The following is a 22,953-nucleotide window of genomic DNA, read 5'->3' as shown; positions in this document are numbered from 1 at the left end:
TTTCGGCTCTGCCGACCAAAGTTAGACTAATTTCCATTAAGCAAGACTCAAATAAGGGAGAGAGGAGCAATAAGATATTGTTCCTCTCTCCCTTTCTTTATATCTTTTTGTTATTATTTAATGATGCAGTATGGTTGTTTTGAGAGATTTTTACACCTTATTTTTACTTTAGCTAATAAGTTCAATTGCTAAATCAACCGCTTTCATTACATCGACAGCAAAACCATCGGCTTTGATAGCACGTGCAAACTCTTGGGTTGCTGGGCTTCCACCTATAATTATCTTAACTTTGTGACGTAGATCTCGACGATTAAGTTCTCTTATTGTTTCGGACATCATACCTAAAGTGGTCGTAAGCATGGCAGACATAGCTAGGATGTCGGGCTCGTGGTCTAAAATTGCTTGCGCAAAGTCCTCAGGTTGGACATCAATTCCAAGATCAATCACTTCAAATCCAGCACCCCGAAACATCATTGTAATTAAATTTTTCCCAATATCATGTAAATCTCCGGCTACAGTGCCAATAACTACCTTACCTAATGAGGATTGCTGAGGATTTGATAAAAACGGCTTCAATACGTGCAAACCCGCATGCATAGCTCGGGAGGCAATTAAGACATCCGAAATATAAATAATGTTATCTCTAAATTGTCCACCAATTTCCTGCATACCTGGCATTAATGCATTTTCTAGGACAGTTCGAGGTTCTATCCCGTTCTCAATAGCCAGTATGGTAAGAGTTTTGACCCGATTTGCCTGCCCTTTTATTAATGCTTTTGTTATTAATTCTAATTCTGAAGTTATCAACAAGTTCACTCCCTCGGCTACTGCATAGTTTATAAAGCATATTGCTTATATCTACTTGGAGTAATTCCTTCAAGCTTCTTAAAAACTCTTGTGAAGTAGGCAGGATCCTCAAAACCACTCTCTTCAGCAACCTGCATTACATTATATTTTGGGTTTTTTAACATTGTTTTAGCTTCTTCTACCCTTACTTGAGTCAGGTATTCCATCAAAGTGCAGCCAAGACCCTGTTTAAAGATTCTACTTACATAACATGGGCTGAGATAAACTACCTGGGCTATATCCTCAATAGTTATCTTATTTCGATAATTCTTTCTAATATATTCTGCCGCTTTCTGAATGGCTTGAAGATTTTTTTGATCTTTGTTGAGATCTATTTGATTCATAAATGTTTCTAACATATCTCTGGCCCAGAGGCAGATTTCTTCAGTCTTCGTTATCTTAAGCAACTCCAGATAGAATAACGAATTTTGCTGGAGGATAGCATTTAAATCAGCGCCTCCATCCACGGCTGCTCTCGAAATAATTACGACAAGTTCAACGACTCTTGTTTTGACGGTATCTAAATGTTCCAGATTAATTTCTATAATATCGACTAACAAATTTTCGAGTAGTTGTTGAGCTGCTCGCTTTTCACCATTGCGCACCATCGTCTTTAGTTCATGTTCTTTGTCTAAGGAATTAATACTAACTGCTCTAGACTCAATTGTACGCATGGCAACTTCGGAACGCTTACGAGCCTGGATTTCTTCTGCCAGCCTCGCCTGTTGAGCGGTGATATTCCTTCTTTGTTCTAAGACGGTCATACCGCTTTTCATAATTTGATTCGCAACGATAAATAAAAGATCTGCTGCTGCCTGCACTTTATCACTTGACATAACCTCTAATTGGGCAGCTGCCCACTTAACTGCTGAGACGTCTACATCAAGCCCCTTGACCATTTCTTCAATTTCTTCCAAAAAATAATCTTCCGGCTCCCACATAAGAACTTGTCCACAGATAATAGAGAATACGTATTCATTTAAAACAATCGGCGCTGCCCACATTATCAAGCCTGCATGGCATCTGAAAATATAAGGCTCACCATATTTAGCTGCTTCGGTACACGCTCGAGCATATGACCTCTGACATTTTCGAACTCCAGTACTATCGGCCCTGATCTTGCGACAGAAACTGCAATCCTTAATCTCATGGTCCGTAGAAACAAGCGTATTTCCCTGAGTATCAACAAGTATCGCCTTTAATCCAGTAGATTTTGAAAAAGAACATAGCATTTTTTCCAGCAGATTCCGCCCTACTAGTTTCTCTAACCATTGTGATTCCTTTTCAGGAGTGATGTTTGCCTGATTCACATTCCCACCTCCGAAGTCAGCTTCACACTTTTATAATACCAAAGAATAGTAAACCTTTTGACACCACTGTATATATAATTCAAGTATTAGCATCTTAGTTTGAATTTGCAAATACATAGCAATCTCACAATTCACTTCAATTTAATACAATAATCCCTTGTGATGCACTGAGGGCCTTTACAATGGGAGTTATATATACATTATAACATAATAAAGCTGTTAATTGCATTTCTGAGTCGAAAAATTTAGAATTATGTAAAAATGATAATGATAAAAATAATGCAATAAAGCACTCAAATCCCTGCCAGGTATCAATAGTATCTACCCCACAGGAAATTTGAGCGCCCTAAGATTTTATTGAAAAAAGTAATCTACTTTTAGAAATCTATGAAATATCGTACATTCCAAGATCATGTTTTGGATTTGCTTTAATCATATCAGCTGTAAACTTAGCTTCATCATCGGGAATACCTTTAAGTTGCTTTTCAAAAATGTCAAGATATTTAATTTCTTTAGGACCAAGCTCTAAGAGACCAGCTTGAGCTGCAGCTCGCAATTCAGTAATCGTAGCGCCCGCGGCGATTTTTGTCCGTTCAAAGTGAGTTTTACCTTTAATAATCTCGCCAGCAATTTTCAGGACAACGGCAGGGGTCATGATATAAGCTGTAGGATCATATTTATTATCGGATTCTACCAGAATATCTCTCATTTGAAGGGCAAAGCCTTTCTCCGTAGCAACGTTCATTTGACGGCAGTCATAGGCAAGTTGCTCCATGGATACTGTAGGAGCCATATTACCTAACAGTCTTACATTTTCAACGGATTCATTACTCCAGCAATCTGCCAAGGCTAAGGATACGTTACCTACCGCACTGGAATGAGCACAAGCAGCAACCCTTCCTTCCATGGAAATTGGTGTTCCGGTAATAGCTTTGAGATAAACTCCCTCATAACCGCAATCTTTATCTGGTCCAACAGCACCAGATTCGACCGCTACCATAGTTCTGACGGCACACATAACTCTGTCAATAGCAGCAAACACTTTAGGGATAAAGTTCTTATGACCCATGACCATCGATGTATTAGCAAAACCGCAAGCAGTATCTCCAGCAGGTAAAATATTGTTATCAGCGGCAATTTTTACAATTTCATCCCACAGGATTTTCATGTCACGGCATCCAACAATCCCTAAAGAGAACACAGCCTTAGGCAGGTCAATATTCATGACTGATTCATCGTGCAGGTGTTTCCCTCCAATGGACTCGATCGATAAGAAGTCTGCTCCATTAGCTGCGCAACCCTTCATCGTATCAATAACTTGGTCCCACTCTGCGCCTTTGTACATATGTTTAAGAGTTTTACCTTCTCGGACATCGACAGGTGTCATTCTTAACAAGCTCTTTAAGCCAAATTTTTGCTCATATTCCTTCATTACGCCTTTAACAACTTTGGTGACATCAATGCCCCATTGAGGATTAAAGGTACAAGGAGGTAAAAGTTCAATTTCAACTAACATTCCAGGAACTTTTAATTCAACTCCCATAGAGCAGACGCCGTGAAGCATTTCTTCATACTGTGCCAATACCTTTGGCATAGTTTCTTCAGTGATTAACATCATTGGCAAAGTGCAGTTCAGTTCCGGATAGACTGTTCCTCCACCAATAACCATCCCATTAGCACATACGACAGGTTTCTTGGCAGTCCCGTAAACGAATTCATCGACATTAGTGTAAGCTAACTCAGTATACTTTACAGCCACAATATTCCCTCCTAATGTTTCTTAATATTTAGTTTAATAACTTCGTAACCAGATCAACTGCACCGGCAGCATCTGTCGCATAACCATCGGAACCGATGTTATCAGAGAACTCTTGGGTTATTGGAGCGCCACCAATAATGACTTTGACATCATTACGTACGCCTTGAGCGACTAATGTTTCAATTGTTGTTTTCATTTGCAACATAGTTGTTGTCAGCATGCAGGAAAGAGCTACTATTCCTGCCTTATTGGCCTTAACTGCAGCTACAAAATCATCCCCTGAAACATCCACGCCCAAGTCAACTACTGCATAACCAGAGCATTCGAGCATCATTCCAACTAAGCTTTTACCAATATCATGTAGATCGCCAGTAACCGTTCCAATAATAACGGTTCCCTTATTTGCCGTTTCACCACTGGTTAACAATGGCTTAACAAGAGCCACACCGGCTTTCATGGCCGCAGCTGACATCAACACTTCTGGCACATACATATCATTAACTTTAAAACGAGCACCCACGACATTCATCCCTGCAATAAGTCCATCATTAATAACTGAAAGAGGATCAACTTTTGCATCTAGAGCTTTTTGCGCTAAATCAAGAACAACCTCTTCGTCTCCTGCGATAACAGCATTACTTAATCCTGAAAAATCAAACATTTTGTTGCCTCCTAATTTGTTTTATTTTTAATTGAAATTGTTAGCTATGACATGTTTTGCATCATATAATCTAGACATCCTGTAAAAACTCTCATCTGTACAAATACAATTGAAAGGCTGCCTCACATCCTTTCCGTGGCTCATTAGCTTTCACCAATTTCGCAAATGTTCGAAATACTTTGTTTTTTCTGTTGTCTTTATTCTAGTTCCTTGGCACCTTTCTTTGCTATGGACGATCTTGTTTTAAATTGATAAATCCTACCTTGTTGTTCAACAAAGAGTAATCGATACCATGCAAGATTTAGCTCAGAAGCCCGATTTTCTGGCATACTGAATAGTGATCTGATTACATGACAAACCTCATTGTTAGGGGTAATTAAGAAAACAGGGATAAGAAAAATCCAAATTACTACAGAATAATCCATGGTTAAGCCGACCAGTTATGATAAGCTAATTTAAGGGGCAAATGTATCCCGCTAATCATAGGAGGTAGATCTTATGGTAAAATTCGATATAATTTCTGGCTTTTTAGGATCAGGCAAAACAACATTAATTCGGAAGATCCTCAATTCTCTCGATAGTCGTGAAAAAGTCGTATTAATAGAAAACGAATTTGGCGATGTCAGTGTCGATCGTGAAGTCTTAGAAATTGAAGGCTTTGAGATCTATGAAATTTCTAACGGATGTGTTTGTTGTAAACTTAAAGGAGATTTTATCTTCACCTTAAAAGAAATTCTCAAGCAAAGGATCGACAGAATAATTTTTGAACCGTCTGGAATATTTATAATAGGTGAGATATTCGATCTATTTAGGGATCCTGAAATTTCCTCTGAGTGTTATGTTAACTCCGTGACGACAGTTGTTGATGCCCAGAATTTTTCCAGCCATCTTCATAGTTACTCTGCCTTCTTTAAAAGTCAGATTTGTAGCGCATCATCCTTAGTTGTTAGTAAAACGCAGTTTCTCTTGGCTGAAGAAATTTCCCAAATTGAATTAGAGTTGCGCGTGTTAAATGAAACGGCAACAATCCTAGCCAAGAACTGGACCGAGCTGTCTAATCAGGAACTTTTAGGTCTGATAGACAAGAAAACAGTAATAACAATCAATAACATTGCCCACTCGCTGAGTCACGATTTTGAGTCAATAGGACTACGAACCTCCAGAATCCTCAGTATGGAGCACTTGGAAAGCATCCTCCAAAAGTGTATAAATGGAGATTACGGCACTATATTAAGAGGCAAAGGATTTGTTAAATCGGATAGTGGCTATCTTGAATTCCATTATGTCGATGGACATTATTCTATAATTGAATCTACAGGTGTTACGACAGGAATCGTTAGCTTTATAGGTGAAGATTTGCAGAAAGAACCACTTACTTCAGCATTCCAGTAAGTCATAGCAGCAGCAATCAAAGAAAGATACACCCCGCATAGAAATAAAATGATCTATAAGGAGTGTATCTTATTTCATTCCCACTGTCTCCTGGATCTCAAGCGAATCGCAATGCTGTCGTGTGCGAAAACTCTAGACGACCTGCCTATTGCCCAATTTGATCTACCATCGGAATTAGTCCCCTGTACATCTCCATCGTCATATGTGTCTCCCAATGTCCTGTGAATTTCGCTATAATTATCAACACTGCCCACATTACAAGCAGACAGCAGGCGAGGATTTTGGGAGAAAGAGATCGCTTTCTCTTCGCTGCCTTAAACTCCAACGTTTCTTTAACTGGACATTGCTGAATACAATTTAAACAACCCGTACACTCTGGAGACCAGACACGATCCGCCTGTTCTACTTGGATGTGGTTTGGGCAACTCTTCGTGCATTTTCCACACCCAATACAAGTAGTTAGGTTACGTGTGACCTTAAACGGGCTAAGGATGCTGAAGAGCCCCAGAAACCCACCATAAGGACACAGATAGCGGCACCAAAAATTCTCGTAGATTATCGAAAGCATTACAAGCAGACCAATGACAGTCATCCCAAATGTGCCTAAGTGTTGAACGAATTTAAGCATTTTAACATCTGAAACCATATTGTAAGGCGTTTGCAAAAAAGCCGCAGCTTCAGCCCCACTCATCCCAAAGAAGATTACCACCACGAAAAAGAATAAAATAATATATTTCAGTGAGCGGAGGAAATAATCCAACGCTTTAGGAACCATAAAATTTTGCCCAAATATCATCCTTCCGATCATAGCCAAACCTTCGGATAGCGTCCCGATCGGGCAGATCCAAGAACAGAAAGCCCTTTTAAACAACAAGGAAACCGCGATTGCTGCTAGGAAAATTATTAAGCCGGCGGGATGGATCGGGTCGAATACACCCGTCGCTATCCAAGCTTTCAGCCCGACTAGGGCACTTATCGGCAAAAAGGCCTCTACGCCTGCTGGGCGACTTATAGTTGACAGAGAATTATTCGCAACCTGGTTGATGAACAGAACAAATGCTACTCCAATATAAACAACTGCCAGAGCGAAGAGAATTTGAACAACACGTCTTATTGAAGCATGCTTTCTCAGTCTTGCAAACATAGTTATCCCTCTTTTCAACTTCTCAATCTAACTTTTAGTACCCCTGTCTTCACAATTATAAAGAACAGCTTATTCATGTAATGTGAGATGAATCACAATGAACAATAAAATAGACTGTTAGAATATACCATAGTTCAGTCTTAGTTGCTATGTGAAAATATTCCCAAACATCTACGCCTTTAATGCTCTACATTAAGCTAAATCTCAAGAAGGCAAGACATTGTGTATTAATTCTGCCCTGCCTTCACCTTTGTACTTATTCCCCTTCTCTATACGTCCCCGCCAGAGGAAAAGAGCACTTCATCTCGTACCCTACCCATTAACAATCGTTCCCCCGTTAACATGAAGGATCTGTCCGGACATATAAGAGGAATTTTCAGAAGCTAAAAACACATAAGTTGGCGCTAACTCTTTGGGTTGACCCGCTCGTTTCATAGGTGTCGTACTACCGAAGGTCGCGACTTGATCCGCTTGAAAAGAGGCCGGTATTAAGGGCGTCCAGATTGGGCCCGGAGCGACACCGTTGACACGAATCCCCAATTTGCATAGAGATTCAGACAATGAACGAGTAAAGGAAACGACGGCACCTTTTGTTGCTGAATAATCAATCAGTTGATCATGTCCCTCATACGCAGTAATCGATGCCGTATTGATAATAACACTCCCCGATTTAAGATGGGGTAACGAAGCTTTAGTTAAAAAGAAGTAACTAAAAATGTTGGTGCGAAAGGTCCTTTCGAGCTGGGCAGTCGTCACATCAAGTAAACTATTCTGCGGGTGTTGTTCGCCTGCATTGTTAACAAGAATATCGATTTTCCCGAAATTCTGTAGAGTCTGCCCAACTACGTCTTGGCAGAAGACCTCATCTCCAATGTCCCCTGCCAAAACCAAACAACGGTGCCCTAATTGCTCCACACGTGCTTTTGTTTCCAAAGCATCATTATGTTCATTTAAATAGGCAATTACAACATCGGCCCCTTCTTTGGCAAAGGCAATCGATACAGCACGACCGATTCCGCTGTCTCCTCCAGTAATAATAGCAACTTTCCCTATCAACTTAGCGCTTGCCGAATAGGCTGCATCTTCGGATATAGGTTTTGGATTCATCAAGGATTCAAATCCCGGTTGTTGATCTTGATGTTGGGCCGGAAAAGTAGGTTGAGGACTCTTCGCTTGAGTCATAGCGCATACTCCTTTCCATGTTTTGATCTAGATAGTGTTCAATATTAAAATGACCTTTTTCACTCGTTTGTACTCATCTAGTTTCTAGTTATTCGCTTCACACTTTGATACCAAAGTGATATCATATTCATATCAAAGTTGATTGAATTCCCATAACCTTTACTTCAATGTCTAGACATTGAAGTAAAGAAATAAATCTAAGCTCGTCTTACCCATTTAGCCTATGCTACCGAAATCGCAGGCGCCATGCTTCAACGGCAACAGGCTTTTGCCATCCTTTCTGCCCGCCAAATCATTGTAGAAGGTGCTGTAGGCATGGTTCAAATGGCAATCGAACGAATCGAAAAAGATGGTGTCGTTACGCTTGATGAAGAACGCAAAGCGGCTATGGTTAATAATCTCCTAGTATCTATTGTTTCTGAACGTGCTATTCAACCTGTAGTTAATACTGGAACAGTCTATTAAAATATAAATACTCATATCTAACTTTAGTCTGAGCACAAGAGTAGCTCTACGATGGATGTGGATATATGGCAAAAAAGCAGTACCCCTTACGGCTTGATCCCAAACTTTACGCTTCCTTGGAACGTTGGGCTGCCGATGAATTTCGTAGTGTTAATGCGCACATTGAGTTTTTACTTCGGGAGGCAGTCCGACATGCAGGGCGTTTAAACGACAGCTCTGAAACTTCAGAAGATGCTGAAAAGTAAGGCAGCATCTAAAAGCTCGTGAACTTCACATTACATGGAGTTCACGAGCTTCTTCTTAAATAAAAGGTTATGACGCTGTGAGCGACAAAAAACGCCTCATTTTCCTGATAGGAGTGACGAGGCGTTTGGTGATTATCATAAATTCTTAGCGAATTCCTTACCTGCATTAAGGGCTCTAGCATTTAATTCTGCGAGTTCTGGCTTCTTACCAGCCAACTCCATAAGGGCTTTTTCCAGGATATCATCCGCTACCGATGGGGTGATTGCTTGCATAACACCAAGCATGACAATATTGGCCACTTTGGCCTCACCTATTTCATGGGCGATTTCGTTAACCGGAACACGTACAAACCGGATATCCTCTCTACTCGGCAGTTCCGGCACCATAGAGGAATTTACATACAGCGTTCCGCCTGGAACCACACTGTCAACAAACTTGTGATAAGAAGCCTCATTCATTACGATGGCAATATCCGGTTTTCCTACTGTGGGCGAACCAATCCGTTTCGTCGAAATAACCACAGAACAATTGGCCGTTCCCCCCCGCATTTCTGGACCATAGGCCGGGAACCAGGTTACCTGTTGTTTGCTAAGCATCCCAGCTTGGGCCATCACTTTCCCGATAAACAAAACGCCTTGGCCGCCAAACCCAGCAAATTTATACTTTGTGAGCGCTGAATTCATGCTTCGCTCCTCCCTTCGGTTGCCGGAACTTTCAGTTCTCCAAGAGTAAAGTTCGGTTTCATCTTAGTTTGCAACCATTCCAAGGCTTCGACCGGAGTAACTCCCCAGTTCGTCGGGCATGTCGAAAGGATGCTAACGAAAGAATAGCCTAAGCCGTCCCGTTGGACTTGGAACGCTTTTCTAAGAGCTTTCTTGGCTTCTTTAATCGCTTGCGGAGTATCGACTGAAACGGAGGCCACATAGACCGCGCCTTCAATTTGGGTCAAGACTTTAGGCAGATCTAGTGGATAACCCATTGTCATAGCATCTCGGCCATACGGTGATGTCGAAGTCTTTTGCCCTACAAGAGAGGTTGGCGCCATTTGACCTCCAGTCATACCATAAATGCAGTTATTGACAAAGATTGACGTGATTCTTTCCCCGCGGGCCGCAGCCGACATAGTTTCCGCAAGGCCAATCGAGGCTCCGTCCCCATCACCCTGATAAGTAAAAACAAAACGATCCGGCCGCGCTCGTTTTGCGCCAGTCGCTACTGCAACTGCGCGCCCGTGTGCGGCACCGATCATATCACACATAAAGTAGTTTTCACAAAACCCTGAACAACCTACTGGCGCAACCCCAATCGTGTTTTCAATTAAGTTCATTTCTTCCAGAAGTTCACCGATCAAGCGATGTATAATCCCATGTGTACAACCTGGACAATAATGAAAGGGACGATCACTTAGCCCTGTCGTTTTAGTGAAAATTGATTTCATCCCTGCACCCCTCCTAACAACTGCGCTTTAAAGGCAGCAACCACTTCTTCTGGCTCTGGCGTCATCCCGCCTTGACGGCCATAAAAGCCAACAGGGGCTTTGCCGTTGACAACAAGCTTAACATCATCTACCATCTGTCCGGCGCTCAGTTCGACACTCATCCAGCCTTTTATCTGATTTATCCGTGCTGATAACCCTTTTTCGGGAAATGGCCAAAGCGTTATGGGACGATATAAACCGACGTTTATACCTTCTTCACGGAGCATATCGACAACGGTTTCCGTGATCCTTGCACAAGTTCCGAAGGCGACAAAGGCGTATTCAGCATCATCCATTCTGTACTCCACAAAGCGCTGTTCGGATTCTTTGATTCGCAACATCTTTGCACCCCAACGACTATTTTCCTTTTCTCCAATCTCTGGAGTAAGGTAATAGCTAATTACGTTATTCTTAGAACGTCCTTCTGCTCCACTAGCTGCCCAGGTTTTCGGTTCTAGCTTTCGTCCCTCATACGGTGGGAACTCCACAGGCTCCATCATTTGCCCCAAGATCCCGTCCACTGCAATGATAACCAAATTACGATAATAATCCGCTAAATCGAAAGCCTCTTTGGTTAAATCAACCATTTCTTGAACGGAGAATGGGGCGAGAACTATGGCATGGTAATCTCCATGGCCGCCACCTTTCGTCAATTGGAAATAGTCTGCTTGCGTAGGACCTAACCCTCCCAGTCCCGGACCACCTCGCATAACATCGATGATCACACAAGGAATCTCTGCCGCAAAAAGAAACGATAATCCTTCTTGCATCAAACTAAATCCTGGACTGGACGTCCCGGTCATGACCCTTTCTCCCACTGCTCCTGCCCCATAGACCATATAAATGGCAGCTACTTCGCTCTCCGCTTGGAGATAGGTTCCGCCTACTGCCTTCATCTTCTTGGCCATATACTCCGGAATTTCCGTTGACGGAGTGATCGGGTACCCATAAAATAAACGACATCCTGCTTGAATCGCTGCTTCAGCGATTGCTTCATTTCCCTTCATTAACAGTGCCATTCCAGACTCACTCTCCCTTCTCCTCACGATATACTTCTAAGGCCAAATCTGGACAGATCAAAGCACAAAAGGCACACCCTATGCATTCACTTTGGTCTTTCACCTCAGCAGCATAATAACCTTTGCTATTTGCCACTTCCCCGATGCTTAAGATCTTTTTCGGGCAAGCGTGCACACAGAGCCCGCAGCTTTTGCAACGTTCCGTGTTAATCTTGACAAAATTTCTCATTCCTTTTCCCTCCTCTTTGCTATCCACGTAAGAGACTGCCCCTCCGATAAGTGGAAGTTCCGTGCTCTGCGAGTTCACTGGCCCTTGACTGAGCTCTTCCAACCCAAGTTTAAATACCGCTCAACTGGGATCCAATCTGGCTCCCACGCAAGTCCAACTTTTTTAGCCCATTGCGGGTTAACGCCACAAGCAACTATAGGTATTTTACTCTGCTCGACAAGGGTTTGCATTAATTTTTTAGCCGATTGCCAATCCGCAAGGGTCGTCCAATCGATTAGATTCGAATTATTGATCCAGCCCTGAACTTTAAGGTGAGATTTTCTTTCTATATCCATTCTAAGGCTCTCGATCTCTTCAAGCGTGTTACTGAACGGGCGAAAAACGTTCACAACTTGGAAAACCGCTACATCTGCCGCTTTAAGTAGAGTATGATATCTACCCACTACCGTTGCGCCGGTTTCATTTCCTCCCACATCGAGTACCACGTGCCTTGTAGTATCCCGTAAAGCGCCGTCAATTTGTGGCGGTAAGGATGGGTTCTCTGCGAAGGCCAAATCACCCTCTGGGCGAATCACTTCAATCCCTTCGTCTTCTAAAGGCTTTGTTATTTCCCGCAACCTGAAATAGGGATTAATGAGGTCAAGATCTACCAACGCCACACGTTGGCCTCCCCTTGCCCACTTTAACGCCAAACTAATAGATAATTGAGTTTTTCCGGCACCATACCCCCCCACCAAAACCAGTACCCGCCGCTCTAGCAAAGATGTTCTCGACATAATCACGACCCCCGACTCAGTGCAGCCATGCTCAAGGCCATAAATTTGCTCCTTGGGGTATCATTTCTTGACGTCATGACAATTGGAACCTGCGCCCCAAGCACGATCCCCGCCATCGTCGCTCCAGCAAAGTAAACCAAAGATTTTCCCAATACATTTCCCACTTCAATGGTGGGAACCAAGAATAAGTCAACATCTCCATTGATTTGACTGGTAATCCCTTTGTGCTTCAAGGCGGCCGCACTCACTGCTCCATCGAGTGCCAACGGCCCTTCCACGATTGCACCTGGAAATTCACCTGCTTGACTCATCTCGGCCAACGCCAAGGCATCCATCGTCGCTGGCATTTTTGTATTCGCCACTTCATTCGCGGCTAAAGCTATTACATTCACCGAATCCATTCCTATACCCTTGAGATATAACAAACCGTTATCGAGGATTTCTTTTTTCTGTGTCAAATTCGGGGCAATATTCATCCCTCCATCGGTCACGAAAAGTAAACGAGAAAACCCAGGCACTTGAAATGCAGCGAAATGACTGAGTAAGCGACCTGTCCGCAATCCTCGAACAGGTCGTAATACCGCTCTCAAAAAATCGGAACTATTAATTTGACCTTTCATTAAAAAATGGGCTTCTCCATTAACCACAGCATCAACGGCCTTATGAGCAGCTACATCAGGGAGGGATTCATCAATCAATTCAGCTCTTTCCAAACTTAAACCAATGTCATGAGCTAATCGCTTAATTTGTTCACCATCGCCGACAAGAATAGGAGTAATGAGCCCTTCCTTTTCCGCTATCTTAATGGCCTCCAACACTTCTTTATCTGCGGCTACAGCCACGGCAACCTTTGCCCTGCCCAAGCTCTTTGCCCTATCGAGTAACGACTCAAATCCGCTAAAACGCATTATTCTTTTACACCCCATTTTTTAAAACCCTACTATGACTTAATACATCAACGCTGCCTCTTCGCCGTGAAGAACTCTTAACGCACCCAGAGCCAAGGCTTCCATCTCCTCTTCACCAGGAACCACTACTACAGGAGAAATAAAAGAAACACGTTGAATGATTTCGCGGGTTATAAATTCAGAGTAAGCAAGGCCTCCTGTTAAAATGATCTGATCTACGTCTCCCTCTAATACAGTAGCCATCGCACCGATTTCCTTGGCCACCTGATAGCATAGGCCTTCTAAGACAAGTTTAGCATCCTGGTCCCCCTCATTCATCCATTGCTCAGCAACTCGTCCATCTTTTGTACCGAGATAAGCAAACAGGCCTCCTTCTTTATTGATTTTAGTGAGCACTTCTTTCTCCGAATACTTACCAGAATAGCAAAGTTTTACGAGTTGATAAGCAGGTAAGGTGCCACTCCGTTCTAGCGAATAAGGGCCTTCATTATTCGCATTATTCACATCAATCATTTTTCCTTTGCGGTGTGGGGCCACAGAAATCCCCCCGCCTAAGTGAGCGACAATCAAGTTTACAGCCTCATACGATTTTCCCATCTCACGGGCCACTTTACGGGCAACTGCCTTCATATTTAACGCGTGAGAGAAGCTAAAACGAGGTAGCTCCGGAAGTCCAGAAAGCCAAGCTACAGGCTCCATCTCATCAACTGAAACAGGGTCCACTATATAGACAGGAACTTTGATTCTCTGCCCCAAGTGAAACGCAATGATTCCTCCTAAGTTGGAAGCGTGTTCCCCCCCTGGCGCATCATATAAGACCTTAACAAGAGCATCATCAACCACGTAAGTTCCTCCGACTAATGGCTTGAGCATACCACCCCGTCCAACTACGGCATCAAAGTTGTCGAGCAAAGCCCCTTTTTCTTCCAAAACTTTTAAAATCAGTTCAATTCGATATTCAGATTGATCACCCACGCGGGCAAAGGCATTGATTTCACTGGTTGGGTGATCTATCCCTTGCTTCCAAAGACAAGTTTCATTCTCATAGGCCGCGACTTTCGTCGACGTTGAACCCGGATTAATGGCAAGTACTTTCAAAACCCATCCCCCTCATCGACAAGACAAAACATCTATTCTCCCATCAATGTCGAAATTCATCAAAATTAATTATTTGATTATATCATAAAACGGCAGAAAATTAATTCAACTTTAGAGCATGTATAGAGATTCCCCAAGACACCAAGACATTAGGGCGTAACCAAAAAGAAGGCGTTCTTCATCTATAGAAGGACGCCTTCTTTTTGATTCCTTAGTTAGGGAGCGATAACACGCCGAGCTCCTAAATACCTGGCCTTCCAATAAGAATTTGTCATGTCATCATATGATACGCCACCATTGGACGAATTAATCATCGTATTATTCCCCACATAGATACCAACATGGGAAGCGCCTGAAGAGTATGTGTGAAAAAACACTAAATCCCCTGCACGTAATTCTGACCTTGAAACGGAAACTCCATTGTTAAACTGCTGCTCTGATGTTCGATTCAACGAGATACCGGCCTGCCGATATACATATTGCACATATCCTGAACAATCAAATCCAGGCGATGGACTTGTGCCTCCCCAAACATAAGGCGTGCCGAGAAACTTAGCTGCAAAACTAAGTATTTGTTTCGCCCCACCTGAAACTTTAACAGTACCTGCGACTCCCCCTCCAGACCCTGCTGGACTGGAAGTCGCAGAATTGGCACTATTTTTAGCATAAGCTGCTTCAAGCGCTTCCTGTTCAATCAATTTCTTAATTCTGCTTACATTTGCTTGGGCAGACAAAGAAGCATTCACGGTCGCTTTTTCATTAGCGCTTAATTGCGCAAGAACAGCTTTTTGTTTGTCGAGAGCTTGTTGAACGGCTTGCTGAGTTTGTTCTTTATCTTGTAACGCGACTTGAATACTTGCCTTCTTTTGGTTTATGCTTTCTTTTTGGGTGTTCATAGTTTCGTTTAAAGCGATAATTTCTTTTTGAAGCTTACCATAGGTACCAACAATCATCTGAATTTTGTCCGCTCGTTCTATAAAATCAGGTAAACTTGTAGCGTCTAGCAATACGGCTAAATATGTTGACGCACCATCCTCATAGTTACTTTTTAAAAACTTCCCTAAGGCTTTAATATGTTCCTGGCGCTCAACCTCGAGCTTCTGTTGTTGATCTTCTAATTCTTGAAGATGATGTTGTTCATCTGTCAATAATACTTGATCCCGCGCTATGCTATTATTCAACGCCTGAACGGATTGCTTTAGTGTCAATACTTGTGTCGTTGCCGTAGACACTTTGTTCTTTTGGGCATTCAATGTGCCTTTTAATTGATTAACTTGTTGTTGTGATTGATGTAACTGTTGTTGCAGGTTATCCGCGCGTGCTGGAACTGCTGTAGCAGTAAAAAGCAAGACTCCTATGATACTGACGATCACTTTACTATGTATAAGGCGAATATTCTTCATTTATCGTTAAACTCCTCAATACTCTTTTCATTTGTTTCAACATACATTGATTCGCCATAAACTCAGAAAATCCTTGTCTGATTCTACACAAAATGAAAGTAAAAAAAACAACATGCTTAAGATAAACAAAAAGACTACCTCTATAGGGTAATCTCTTACGTCTAACATGTTACATTTTCTTGTAAAAGCCTTTAGAAAATGGCACCTTAAAATTTAGGCGCCATAAATCCAAGAAGTAAGATTAAGATAACGAGAATAGATTGGGAATTTGGTGGCGATACAATCCCGGATTCTCCCAAATAAACTGCTGTGCTCCAGTTTATAGGAATATTCCCGAGCCCATGCAAGTCCTAAGCAGCCCATTGGTTAGCGTTTTCTATTTATTAGCCATAGAGCTCCCATCCTGATGGAATATATTGTTAATACCTAATGACAATATATGTCCTAATAGAGTTATCTGTTACCAGTTCAGCTGAACAAACTTCAAAAACATAATTGTATCTTTTTCTACACTAGTTTTAAGATACGTTAAGTTAATCGCCCTAAAAATAGGATTGAGATTTGTTGTCTGAAGTAATTCTTAACAATTTCGAAATGAAAATTATTTAATTACAAATTCATTTTTCACTTGACTTAAAGTACCCTTTAAGGTTTATGCTAATTGAAAAGAGTAATAGAGCTAGCATTTAGGTCATCAAACTCCGTATTAGAATCACAAATATTTGGAGGTTATTTAAGTATGGAAAAATCAAAGGTATATTTTACAGACATGCACACGACCATGAAGGAAAATCTCCAACAGAAGTTAAGCCGTCTGATCAAAACAGCAGGTATTGGTGAAATTGATTTTGACAAAAAATACACCTCAATAAAAATTCATTTTGGCGAGCCAGGTAATTTAGCCTATCTTCGCCCCAATTTTGCCAAAACAGTGGTGGACATTGTCAAAGAACTGGGTGGAAAACCGTTTTTAACAGATTGCAATACGTTATATGTCGGCGGCAGAAAAAATGCTCTTGACCATCTTGATTCTGCTTATGTCAATGGCTACTCTCCCTTTTCCACCGGTTGTCACGTGCTGATTGGCGATGGTCTGAAAGGTACCGATGAGGTTTTAGTTCCTGTCGAGGGCGGTGAATATATCAAGGAAGCAAAAATCGGACATGCGATTATGGATGCCGACATTTTAATATCGCTGAATCATTTCAAGGGGCATGAGCTAACTGGTTTTGGCGGTGCGATAAAAAATATCGGTATGGGTTGTGGTTCACGCGCAGGTAAGATGGAAATGCACAGCAGCGGAAAACCCCGTGTTTCTCATGAGCAATGTATAGGCTGCGCCATGTGCACTAAAATATGTGCTCACAGTGCTATTACCGTCAGTGAGAGCAAAGCTTCCATAGATCACAGCAAATGTGTCGGCTGTGGACGCTGTATCGGCGTTTGCCCAACGAGTGCTATTATGGCCGCCTGGGATGAGTCTAATGACATCTTAAATAAAAAAATGGCCGAATACACTTGGGCGGTGTTGCATGAACGCCCTCACTTCCACATCAGTTTGGTAATTGATGTATCTCCATTCTGCGACTGTCATGCAGAAAACGATGTGCCCATTGTTCCGAACGTCGGTATGTTTGCGTCTTTTGATCCGGTTGCCCTGGATGTTGCCTGCGCAGATGCGGTAAACCGTCAGCCAGTCATGGCAGGCAGTCTTCTTGAGAAAAGCGCTCATACACATCATGATCACTTTACCGATATTGGCCCCAATACCGACTGGAAAGTGTGTATTGACCATGCAGTAAAGATGGGTCTGGGCAACAAAGAATATGAGTTGATTACAATTTAATGCGCCCACACCCAGTTTTGTTAATTATGCATTGAGGTATCTTCTTCGTTTCTCTTGAATTCTATTTGAAGTGTTAACAAATATCATCATTCAACTAAACCAAAAAGTAAAAATAGGTTAAGCTGGTTTATACCTGCTGAGCCTATTTTTTAGTTTAACTTTACTTTTACATGAGACACCTAATCTCAGGTTCCTGGACACTTGTCGAATATGTTTATTTAGATGTCAAGGTTTTTGCTTTATAACTCCTATGTATGACAACAGCTATCAATTGGGTCAAGAGTCCCAAAACGCAAACTCCATACCATTTGAAATGGGCATAGGAGAATGAGCCCAGATAAGAGCCAAGAGCTCCTCCGATAAAATACGAAACCATGTAGACCGTATTGATTCTATTACGTGCTTCATTGTTTAGGGCGTGTACTCTAGCCTGATTGGAAATCTGACATGACTGAACACCAAAATCAAGCAAAATAACACCGATAATCAACCCCCACAATTTAAACCCGAAAACAAAAAAACAGAGATAAGAGAGCATTACCGAAATCATAGCTATTCCGATTGTAAATCTTGGGCTGCGTTCGTCGGCTATCCTGCCGACAAAAGGGGCAGCCGTGGCTCCTGTGACACCAACCAACCCAAACAAACCGGCAGCATCTGACCCCATTTTATAGTGCGAGCTCTCCAGTAAAAATATAAGTGTTGTCCAAAATGCACTGAATGCTGCAAACATCAGTGCTCCGTTAAGGGATGCTTCTCTTAATACAGGAAGGCTTTTTGTTAAGTTCACCATAGATTTAAACAATTCTTTGTATTTTATACTTGAGGTGGGAGGGCATAAAGGCAGTATTCTGCTTAAGAATATGGCCAATATGATCATCAAAGCCGCTGCAATCAAATACACCATTCGCCATCCCCAATATTCACCCACAAAACCACTGAAGGTTCGTGAAACCAATATGCCTATCAGCAAACCACTCATAACAGTCCCGATAATCTTCCCGCGCTCTTTTGGATTGGCCAGCTGCGCTGCGAAAGGAACGATTAGTTGAGGCACCACAGAAGTGAAACCTACAGCAAACGATGCAATTGAAATCACTGTTATACTACCAGAAAAAAATACGAGCATTAGCGCACTTGCTGAGCAAAGCAACATCGTGATAATCAGAAATCTTTTTTCCTTAATATCCGCCAAAGGCAATATAAAAAGCATTCCAAGGGCATATCCGATCTGTGTAAGCATTGCTACAAAGCCCACACTAACTTGAGTCACATGAAAAGTGTCAGCTATATCTACAAGTAATGGCTGAATATAATATAAATTGGCCACAGTGACACCACTAGCTACCGCCATTACTAAGACTAAAAATTTACTTAATTTAAAATCGTTAGTTTGAACTTTGATTTGTTTCAACAATCTGATCTCAAGCCCCTTCTCAATAATTAGTAAAATAATTTACATTTATTCTATACCTATTAATCTTTGTTTATCTTGAACTATGTTGAGTAATACCAATTTGCTAGAGCATAATCAATAGTTCCTTCCATTTTATTTAAATGCTTGAAATTCAGAATTAAGACGCTTATACTTAAAGTTACCATTTAAAGTTAGCTCTAAGTCAAGTTCTTTTTGAACAAAGTTTTTTTATTCTAATTTTTATGGCATTTTATTTTAATTTTCCAATATAGAGGAGTTTTTATATGGGATATACGATTAGCCAAGTTGCTAAAAAATTTGATCTTACAGCTCACACAATACGATATTATGACAAAGAAGGTCTATTGCCATTTGTAGATCGAAGCAAAACAGGAAATAGAGAATTCTCAGACAGTGATCTAGATTGGCTGAAACTTATTTGTTGTCTGAAAAACACGGGTATGCCGATTAAACAAATCAAGCAATATATTGGATGGTGTCTGCAAGGGGATGATACCATAGAAATCCGACGGCAAATGTTTCTTGACCATCGTAAAGAGGTTCTTAAACAGATGGATAATTTGAAAGAAAACCTTAAAATAATTGATTATAAACTTGAATTCTATGCTACCAATTGTAATATAAACGATAACCGTAACAAAGATTGTAACCAATTATCTGCTGAAAAGTAAACGCGGAAACCGCTGGGGCATTTTCGTTTACTTATTGTCTTTCTTTCGTAACGCAAAGAGGCTACCTCATTAGAGATAGTCTCTTACATGTTTACCTAGTGATAACCTCTTTTTCCAAGGGCTTGCGCCTCACCATGGAGGACTATTTTTCTGAACTGCATGGTTGAGACGGAGACAAAAGACTGGCACTTTTTAGCTGACAGGCCTCACATACCTTTAAACCGTTAGCCTCATACAAATCCTCTGTTAAAACCTCAACTCCACAATTTTCACACTTAGTCATATAATAACCCCATCCTTTCTAAAATTATGCAACATTGACTCGCAGCGTTCACTTTTCACTTTACTATTAGCACCGGACATTTTGCTCTGTGGAGGACATGCTGACTAACACTACCTAATAAGGAACCAGCAATCGCTCCATAGCCATGGCTCCCCATCACGACTAAGTCAATGTTCTCATTTTCAACTTCTTTCAAAATAATGTTCGCTGGTTTTCCCTGTATTTTTTTCTTAATCAAGGTGACATCACTAATATCGATTCCTTCAAGTGTAGCTTTTAATACAAACTCACCTTGTTGTTCAATTTGTTCCGACGAAACTCTATAAGCATAAACACTAGAGTCATACACTACCGGCCCGGGCATAACGAACAGAAGCTCAACTTGCGCATTAAATTTATGAGCAAACTCTAATGCAGTTATCAACGCTCGTCGTGAAAACTCTGAAGCATCTGTGGCCACCAATATTTTTTTCAACAACATAAACCCCTCCCCATAATCATTATTTCTACAACTTGTTTTTTGCTAATCTCTTAAGTATTGGTCCATATTCACTCGTTTTACCCACTAAGACCTTCACTGCATCGCCATTAATAACCACGTCTATTTCCAGATGTTATACACCGATGTCAGTAATAAATTATTTTGATCACTACGCCAACTTTCACCTCCTTCATATGGAATACTAATTCAAGCAAATTTGGGTTTGGTGATCTTTAATGCTGGGATGGAGAAACGGAATTATTTAAGAAAACCATTGAGAATGGTATCCTCTGCTTCCTTCTCCGAGAACCCAATTGACATTAATTTAATTAACTGTTCGGATTCGATTCGGCCAATGGCCGCTTCGTGCACAAGTTGTGCTTCACTATGATAGGCAGAAATTCTCGGGGTTGAATGAACCTGGGCATTATGCATGATAATGGCATCGCATTGGATATGACCACGCCCTTTATTTTGTCCAGCTAAATCAAAATAGAATTCTTGCTTGGAATTGTCCTGAGCGACAGACCGTGAAATAATTTGGGCTGAAGAATCTGCTCCCAATAATTCAACAGTAATACTAGATTCCGCTTCTTGATCCATATAAGTCAAGAGCCGTTCAGTGACCACAAGCTTTGCGTTATCTAAAAGTCTGATTTCAGTCTCCCTTTTTGTGCGGTCAATCCCCTTTATTTGAATAAGTTCGAGTTCGACAACGGAACCTGCCTCGGCATCAATAATGGTCTTTGGATTCAAAACCCGCTGCCCTTGTCCTTCACCCTGTCCATAGTGTTTTTCTACGTACTTGAGTTTCGCCCCTTTTCTAACAAAAAAGTTATGTATTCCATCGTGTTGTGATGTGTGGTTTCCTGAATTATGGATTCCGCATCCCGCAACGACCAAAACGTCCGAGTACTCTCCAATTTCAAACGTATTATAGACAACATCTGTGATATTGTCTTGAGTTACAATAACAGGAATATGAACACTTTCTCCTTTTGTATAGGGCTTGACGATCACATCAATCCCTGACTTATCCTTTTTGGTGACGATATCGATATTAGCAGTTGTATTTCGCTGTACCCCTTCGCCGTTTTTCCGGATATTAAAAGCCCCCTCAGGTATTTCATGGAGATCAGCCACTTTTTCGAGCATCAGCTTATCCAGCGCATCCAGCATTTTGACCAACTCCTTTCTCACATTTAGTGCTACACATACAAGAACCGTTATTCAAAATTCCGGCAAGAATTATATCCCTTTCAGATTGCGCACTGATCATTCCATTAGACATTAAAATTATTTCATCTGCGAGTTCCATAATACGCTCTTGGTGGGAAATGATAATGATTGTTGTATCATATTTCATGTGAATGGTTTTAAATGTTTCCGCGAGCTTTTGAAAACTCCATAAATCAATCCCTGCTTCTGGCTCGTCAAAGACTGCAATCTTTAGATTTCGGGCAAGTACGGTCGCAATTTCAATCCTTTTCATTTCTCCCCCTGAGAGACTGGCATCCACATCCCTGTTTAGATAATCCTGAGCACATAATCCGACGTTATATAGTAGATTACAAATGTTTTCTTTTTCAGGATTAAATGAGGCAGCCATTTTTAGAAGTTCCTTAACTTTTATGCCTTTAAAGCGAGGTGGACTCTGAAAAGCATACCCAATACCCAGACGAGCTCTTTCTGTAATATTCATTTTTGTAATATCTTGATCATCAAGCAGAATTTTACCTGAGGTAGTGTTAAAGACACCCATAATGATTTTGGCCAGTGAGGATTTACCCCCGCCATTTGGACCGGTGACAACATAAATTTTTTTATCATAGAATTTTAGATTTATGTTTTTCAGAATCTCAACCCTTTCATCTCCTTCTGATACTAGAGATGCTCCCTGAATTTCAAGCATGACTACTCCTCCTTCGTGCTTATCCACGTTTTAAAAATAAGAGTGTACCAATGATCCTCAATCCGTAGGTTAATGAATGTTTAAATAATGTATTAAAATGCTCCCTGATGTAAGTTGATTTTTCAATCTGAGACATACTGATTAAATCTTCCTTTACAATTTCCCTTTGTAGATAAAGTGAATAATGTGGTAATTAAAATGTAACAAAAATAAATGCCATTATTATGACATTTATCTTGTATTTAAGATCTAATTTTTTTTAGCCTGACTCTTTAGCGAGACATCACTCCCCAGTTTCTGGTCTTGATTAAAGGTTGATCAGCAACGAAGACCATAGAAAAGACTACCTCGTCAGAGATAGTCTTTTTCGCTTGTTTACCTGGCGATACGAAAGGCACGATAGTCTT

23 protein-coding genes and 1 pseudogene are annotated in these 22,953 nt (G+C 41.3%); 5 read left to right on the top strand and 19 right to left on the bottom strand.

Features of this window, described 5'->3' with window-relative positions:
• Positions 1-168: 168 nt before the first annotated feature.
• The 4 genes from DSBG_RS11525 to DSBG_RS11510 form a co-directional block, all read right to left on the bottom strand.
• Complete coding sequence (locus DSBG_RS11525) at positions 169-807, bottom strand: cobalamin B12-binding domain-containing protein (RefSeq protein ID WP_068964479.1); 639 nt, start codon at positions 805-807, stop codon at positions 169-171.
• A gap of 29 nt (positions 808-836) precedes the next feature.
• On the bottom strand, positions 837-2,156 hold the full coding sequence (locus DSBG_RS11520; RefSeq protein WP_068964478.1) for a PocR ligand-binding domain-containing protein: 1,320 nt from the start codon (positions 2,154-2,156) through the stop codon (positions 837-839).
• 385 nt (positions 2,157-2,541) lie between these two features.
• The gene (locus DSBG_RS11515; RefSeq protein WP_083236834.1) at positions 2,542-3,915 is read right to left on the bottom strand and encodes a methyltransferase MtaB domain-containing protein; all 1,374 of its coding nucleotides are present in this window, start codon (positions 3,913-3,915) and stop codon (positions 2,542-2,544) included.
• A gap of 28 nt (positions 3,916-3,943) precedes the next feature.
• Positions 3,944-4,576 (bottom strand): cobalamin B12-binding domain-containing protein, encoded by a 633-nt coding sequence (locus tag DSBG_RS11510; protein WP_009617949.1) that lies wholly within the window; start codon positions 4,574-4,576, stop codon positions 3,944-3,946.
• 498 nt (positions 4,577-5,074) lie between these two features.
• On the opposite strand from DSBG_RS11510, the gene DSBG_RS11505 reads away from it, so the two are divergent.
• Complete coding sequence (locus tag DSBG_RS11505; RefSeq protein WP_068964476.1) at positions 5,075-5,968, top strand: CobW family GTP-binding protein; 894 nt, start codon at positions 5,075-5,077, stop codon at positions 5,966-5,968.
• Between the two features lie 145 nt (positions 5,969-6,113).
• Here the strand turns inward: DSBG_RS11505 and DSBG_RS11500 are convergent, their stop codons facing one another.
• The gene (locus tag DSBG_RS11500; protein ID WP_068964475.1) at positions 6,114-7,112 is read right to left on the bottom strand and encodes a 4Fe-4S binding protein; all 999 of its coding nucleotides are present in this window, start codon (positions 7,110-7,112) and stop codon (positions 6,114-6,116) included.
• 312 nt (positions 7,113-7,424) lie between these two features.
• On the bottom strand, positions 7,425-8,294 hold the full coding sequence (locus DSBG_RS11495) for an SDR family oxidoreductase (RefSeq protein ID WP_068964474.1): 870 nt from the start codon (positions 8,292-8,294) through the stop codon (positions 7,425-7,427).
• 201 nt (positions 8,295-8,495) lie between these two features.
• Between DSBG_RS11495 and DSBG_RS11490 the strand changes: the two are divergent.
• Positions 8,496-8,759: pseudogene (locus DSBG_RS11490) on the top strand (SPFH domain-containing protein); the annotation flags it as partial.
• Between the two features lie 65 nt (positions 8,760-8,824).
• Positions 8,825-9,004, top strand: a complete 180-nt coding sequence (locus tag DSBG_RS11485; protein WP_068964472.1) for a type II toxin-antitoxin system antitoxin — start codon at positions 8,825-8,827, stop codon at positions 9,002-9,004.
• Between the two features lie 135 nt (positions 9,005-9,139).
• Here DSBG_RS11485 and DSBG_RS11480 read toward each other — a convergent pair whose 3' ends face one another.
• The 8 genes from DSBG_RS11480 to DSBG_RS11445 form a co-directional block, all read right to left on the bottom strand.
• Positions 9,140-9,688: a 2-oxoacid:ferredoxin oxidoreductase subunit gamma family protein gene (locus DSBG_RS11480; RefSeq protein ID WP_068964471.1), complete on the bottom strand. Its 549-nt coding sequence runs from the start codon at positions 9,686-9,688 to the stop codon at positions 9,140-9,142.
• Complete coding sequence (locus DSBG_RS11475; protein ID WP_068964470.1) at positions 9,685-10,443, bottom strand: thiamine pyrophosphate-dependent enzyme; 759 nt, start codon at positions 10,441-10,443, stop codon at positions 9,685-9,687. The genes DSBG_RS11480 and DSBG_RS11475 overlap by 4 nt, the downstream gene beginning before the upstream one ends.
• The gene (gene vorB / locus DSBG_RS11470) at positions 10,440-11,489 is read right to left on the bottom strand and encodes a 3-methyl-2-oxobutanoate dehydrogenase subunit VorB (protein ID WP_491005735.1); all 1,050 of its coding nucleotides are present in this window, start codon (positions 11,487-11,489) and stop codon (positions 10,440-10,442) included. The genes DSBG_RS11475 and vorB overlap by 4 nt, the downstream gene beginning before the upstream one ends.
• A 19-nt stretch (positions 11,490-11,508) precedes the next feature.
• Positions 11,509-11,730 (bottom strand): 4Fe-4S dicluster domain-containing protein, encoded by a 222-nt coding sequence (locus DSBG_RS11465; RefSeq protein WP_068964468.1) that lies wholly within the window; start codon positions 11,728-11,730, stop codon positions 11,509-11,511.
• Positions 11,731-11,804: 74 nt separating this feature from the next.
• On the bottom strand, positions 11,805-12,506 hold the full coding sequence (locus tag DSBG_RS11460; RefSeq protein ID WP_068964467.1) for a CpaE/TadZ family protein: 702 nt from the start codon (positions 12,504-12,506) through the stop codon (positions 11,805-11,807).
• A gap of 2 nt (positions 12,507-12,508) precedes the next feature.
• Positions 12,509-13,414: a bifunctional enoyl-CoA hydratase/phosphate acetyltransferase gene (locus DSBG_RS11455; RefSeq protein WP_068964466.1), complete on the bottom strand. Its 906-nt coding sequence runs from the start codon at positions 13,412-13,414 to the stop codon at positions 12,509-12,511.
• A 39-nt stretch (positions 13,415-13,453) separates the two neighbouring features.
• A complete protein-coding gene (gene buk, locus DSBG_RS11450; protein ID WP_068964465.1) occupies positions 13,454-14,512 on the bottom strand; it encodes a butyrate kinase in 1,059 nt (352 codons plus the stop codon).
• Positions 14,513-14,727: 215 nt separating this feature from the next.
• On the bottom strand, positions 14,728-15,915 hold the full coding sequence (locus tag DSBG_RS11445; protein ID WP_068964464.1) for a C40 family peptidase: 1,188 nt from the start codon (positions 15,913-15,915) through the stop codon (positions 14,728-14,730).
• 739 nt (positions 15,916-16,654) lie between these two features.
• Between DSBG_RS11445 and DSBG_RS11440 the strand changes: the two genes are divergently transcribed.
• A complete protein-coding gene (locus tag DSBG_RS11440) occupies positions 16,655-17,761 on the top strand; it encodes a DUF362 domain-containing protein (protein ID WP_068964463.1) in 1,107 nt (368 codons plus the stop codon).
• A 214-nt stretch (positions 17,762-17,975) separates the two neighbouring features.
• Here DSBG_RS11440 and DSBG_RS11435 read toward each other — a convergent pair whose 3' ends face one another.
• Complete coding sequence (locus DSBG_RS11435) at positions 17,976-19,115, bottom strand: MFS transporter (protein ID WP_083236837.1); 1,140 nt, start codon at positions 19,113-19,115, stop codon at positions 17,976-17,978.
• 347 nt (positions 19,116-19,462) lie between these two features.
• Here DSBG_RS11435 and DSBG_RS11430 point away from each other — a divergent pair, with 347 nt between their 5' ends.
• Complete coding sequence (locus DSBG_RS11430) at positions 19,463-19,870, top strand: MerR family transcriptional regulator (protein WP_068964462.1); 408 nt, start codon at positions 19,463-19,465, stop codon at positions 19,868-19,870.
• 142 nt (positions 19,871-20,012) lie between these two features.
• Here the strand turns inward: DSBG_RS11430 and DSBG_RS23095 are convergent, their stop codons facing one another.
• The 4 genes from DSBG_RS23095 to DSBG_RS11415 all read right to left on the bottom strand — a co-directional run bounded on the left by DSBG_RS23095 (position 20,013) and on the right by DSBG_RS11415 (position 22,546).
• Complete coding sequence (locus DSBG_RS23095) at positions 20,013-20,153, bottom strand: hypothetical protein (RefSeq protein WP_176716256.1); 141 nt, start codon at positions 20,151-20,153, stop codon at positions 20,013-20,015.
• Between the two features lie 55 nt (positions 20,154-20,208).
• Positions 20,209-20,631, bottom strand: coding sequence for a universal stress protein (locus DSBG_RS11425; RefSeq protein WP_068964501.1), 423 nt, complete (start codon positions 20,629-20,631; stop codon positions 20,209-20,211).
• A 261-nt stretch (positions 20,632-20,892) separates the two neighbouring features.
• Positions 20,893-21,813 carry a SufB/SufD family protein gene (locus tag DSBG_RS11420; RefSeq protein ID WP_068964461.1) on the bottom strand — a complete coding sequence of 307 codons (921 nt, stop codon included), beginning with the start codon at positions 21,811-21,813 and terminating at the stop codon, positions 20,893-20,895.
• Positions 21,794-22,546, bottom strand: coding sequence for an ABC transporter ATP-binding protein (locus DSBG_RS11415; protein WP_009617999.1), 753 nt, complete (start codon positions 22,544-22,546; stop codon positions 21,794-21,796). The genes DSBG_RS11420 and DSBG_RS11415 overlap by 20 nt, the downstream gene beginning before the upstream one ends.
• Between the last annotated feature and the right edge of the window lie 407 nt (positions 22,547-22,953).

Origin of the sequence: Desulfosporosinus cupriresistens, assembly GCF_001707885.1 — a bacterium.
Classification (GTDB): Bacteria; Bacillota; Desulfitobacteriia; order Desulfitobacteriales; family Desulfitobacteriaceae; genus Desulfosporosinus.
The sequence above is the reverse complement of the archived record's forward strand: the minus strand, read 5'-3'. Positions and strand labels throughout refer to the sequence as shown.

Excerpts from the sequence above, each read along its gene's own strand:
- DSBG_RS11510 (WP_009617949.1), bottom strand. The coding sequence starts at position 4,576 with ATGTTTGATTTTTCAGGATTAAGTAATGCTGTTATCGCAGGAGACGAA.
- DSBG_RS11465 (WP_068964468.1), bottom strand. The coding sequence starts at position 11,730 with ATGAGAAATTTTGTCAAGATTAACACGGAACGTTGCAAAAGCTGCGGG.
- DSBG_RS11475 (WP_068964470.1), bottom strand. The coding sequence starts at position 10,443 with ATGAAATCAATTTTCACTAAAACGACAGGGCTAAGTGATCGTCCCTTT.
- DSBG_RS11415 (WP_009617999.1), bottom strand. The coding sequence starts at position 22,546 with ATGCTTGAAATTCAGGGAGCATCTCTAGTATCAGAAGGAGATGAAAGG.
- DSBG_RS11480 (WP_068964471.1), bottom strand. The coding sequence starts at position 9,688 with ATGAATTCAGCGCTCACAAAGTATAAATTTGCTGGGTTTGGCGGCCAA.
- DSBG_RS11455 (WP_068964466.1), bottom strand. The coding sequence starts at position 13,414 with ATGCGTTTTAGCGGATTTGAGTCGTTACTCGATAGGGCAAAGAGCTTG.
- DSBG_RS11485 (WP_068964472.1), top strand. The coding sequence starts at position 8,825 with ATGGCAAAAAAGCAGTACCCCTTACGGCTTGATCCCAAACTTTACGCT.
- DSBG_RS11495 (WP_068964474.1), bottom strand. The coding sequence starts at position 8,294 with ATGACTCAAGCGAAGAGTCCTCAACCTACTTTTCCGGCCCAACATCAA.
- DSBG_RS11440 (WP_068964463.1), top strand. The coding sequence starts at position 16,655 with ATGGAAAAATCAAAGGTATATTTTACAGACATGCACACGACCATGAAG.
- DSBG_RS11430 (WP_068964462.1), top strand. The coding sequence starts at position 19,463 with ATGGGATATACGATTAGCCAAGTTGCTAAAAAATTTGATCTTACAGCT.
- vorB (WP_491005735.1), bottom strand. The coding sequence starts at position 11,489 with ATGAAGGGAAATGAAGCAATCGCTGAAGCAGCGATTCAAGCAGGATGT.
- DSBG_RS11505 (WP_068964476.1), top strand. The coding sequence starts at position 5,075 with ATGGTAAAATTCGATATAATTTCTGGCTTTTTAGGATCAGGCAAAACA.
- DSBG_RS11445 (WP_068964464.1), bottom strand. The coding sequence starts at position 15,915 with ATGAAGAATATTCGCCTTATACATAGTAAAGTGATCGTCAGTATCATA.
- DSBG_RS11500 (WP_068964475.1), bottom strand. The coding sequence starts at position 7,112 with ATGTTTGCAAGACTGAGAAAGCATGCTTCAATAAGACGTGTTGTTCAA.
- DSBG_RS11460 (WP_068964467.1), bottom strand. The coding sequence starts at position 12,506 with ATGTCGAGAACATCTTTGCTAGAGCGGCGGGTACTGGTTTTGGTGGGG.
- DSBG_RS23095 (WP_176716256.1), bottom strand. The coding sequence starts at position 20,153 with ATGACTAAGTGTGAAAATTGTGGAGTTGAGGTTTTAACAGAGGATTTG.
- DSBG_RS11435 (WP_083236837.1), bottom strand. The coding sequence starts at position 19,115 with ATGGCGGTAGCTAGTGGTGTCACTGTGGCCAATTTATATTATATTCAG.
- DSBG_RS11420 (WP_068964461.1), bottom strand. The coding sequence starts at position 21,813 with ATGCTGGATGCGCTGGATAAGCTGATGCTCGAAAAAGTGGCTGATCTC.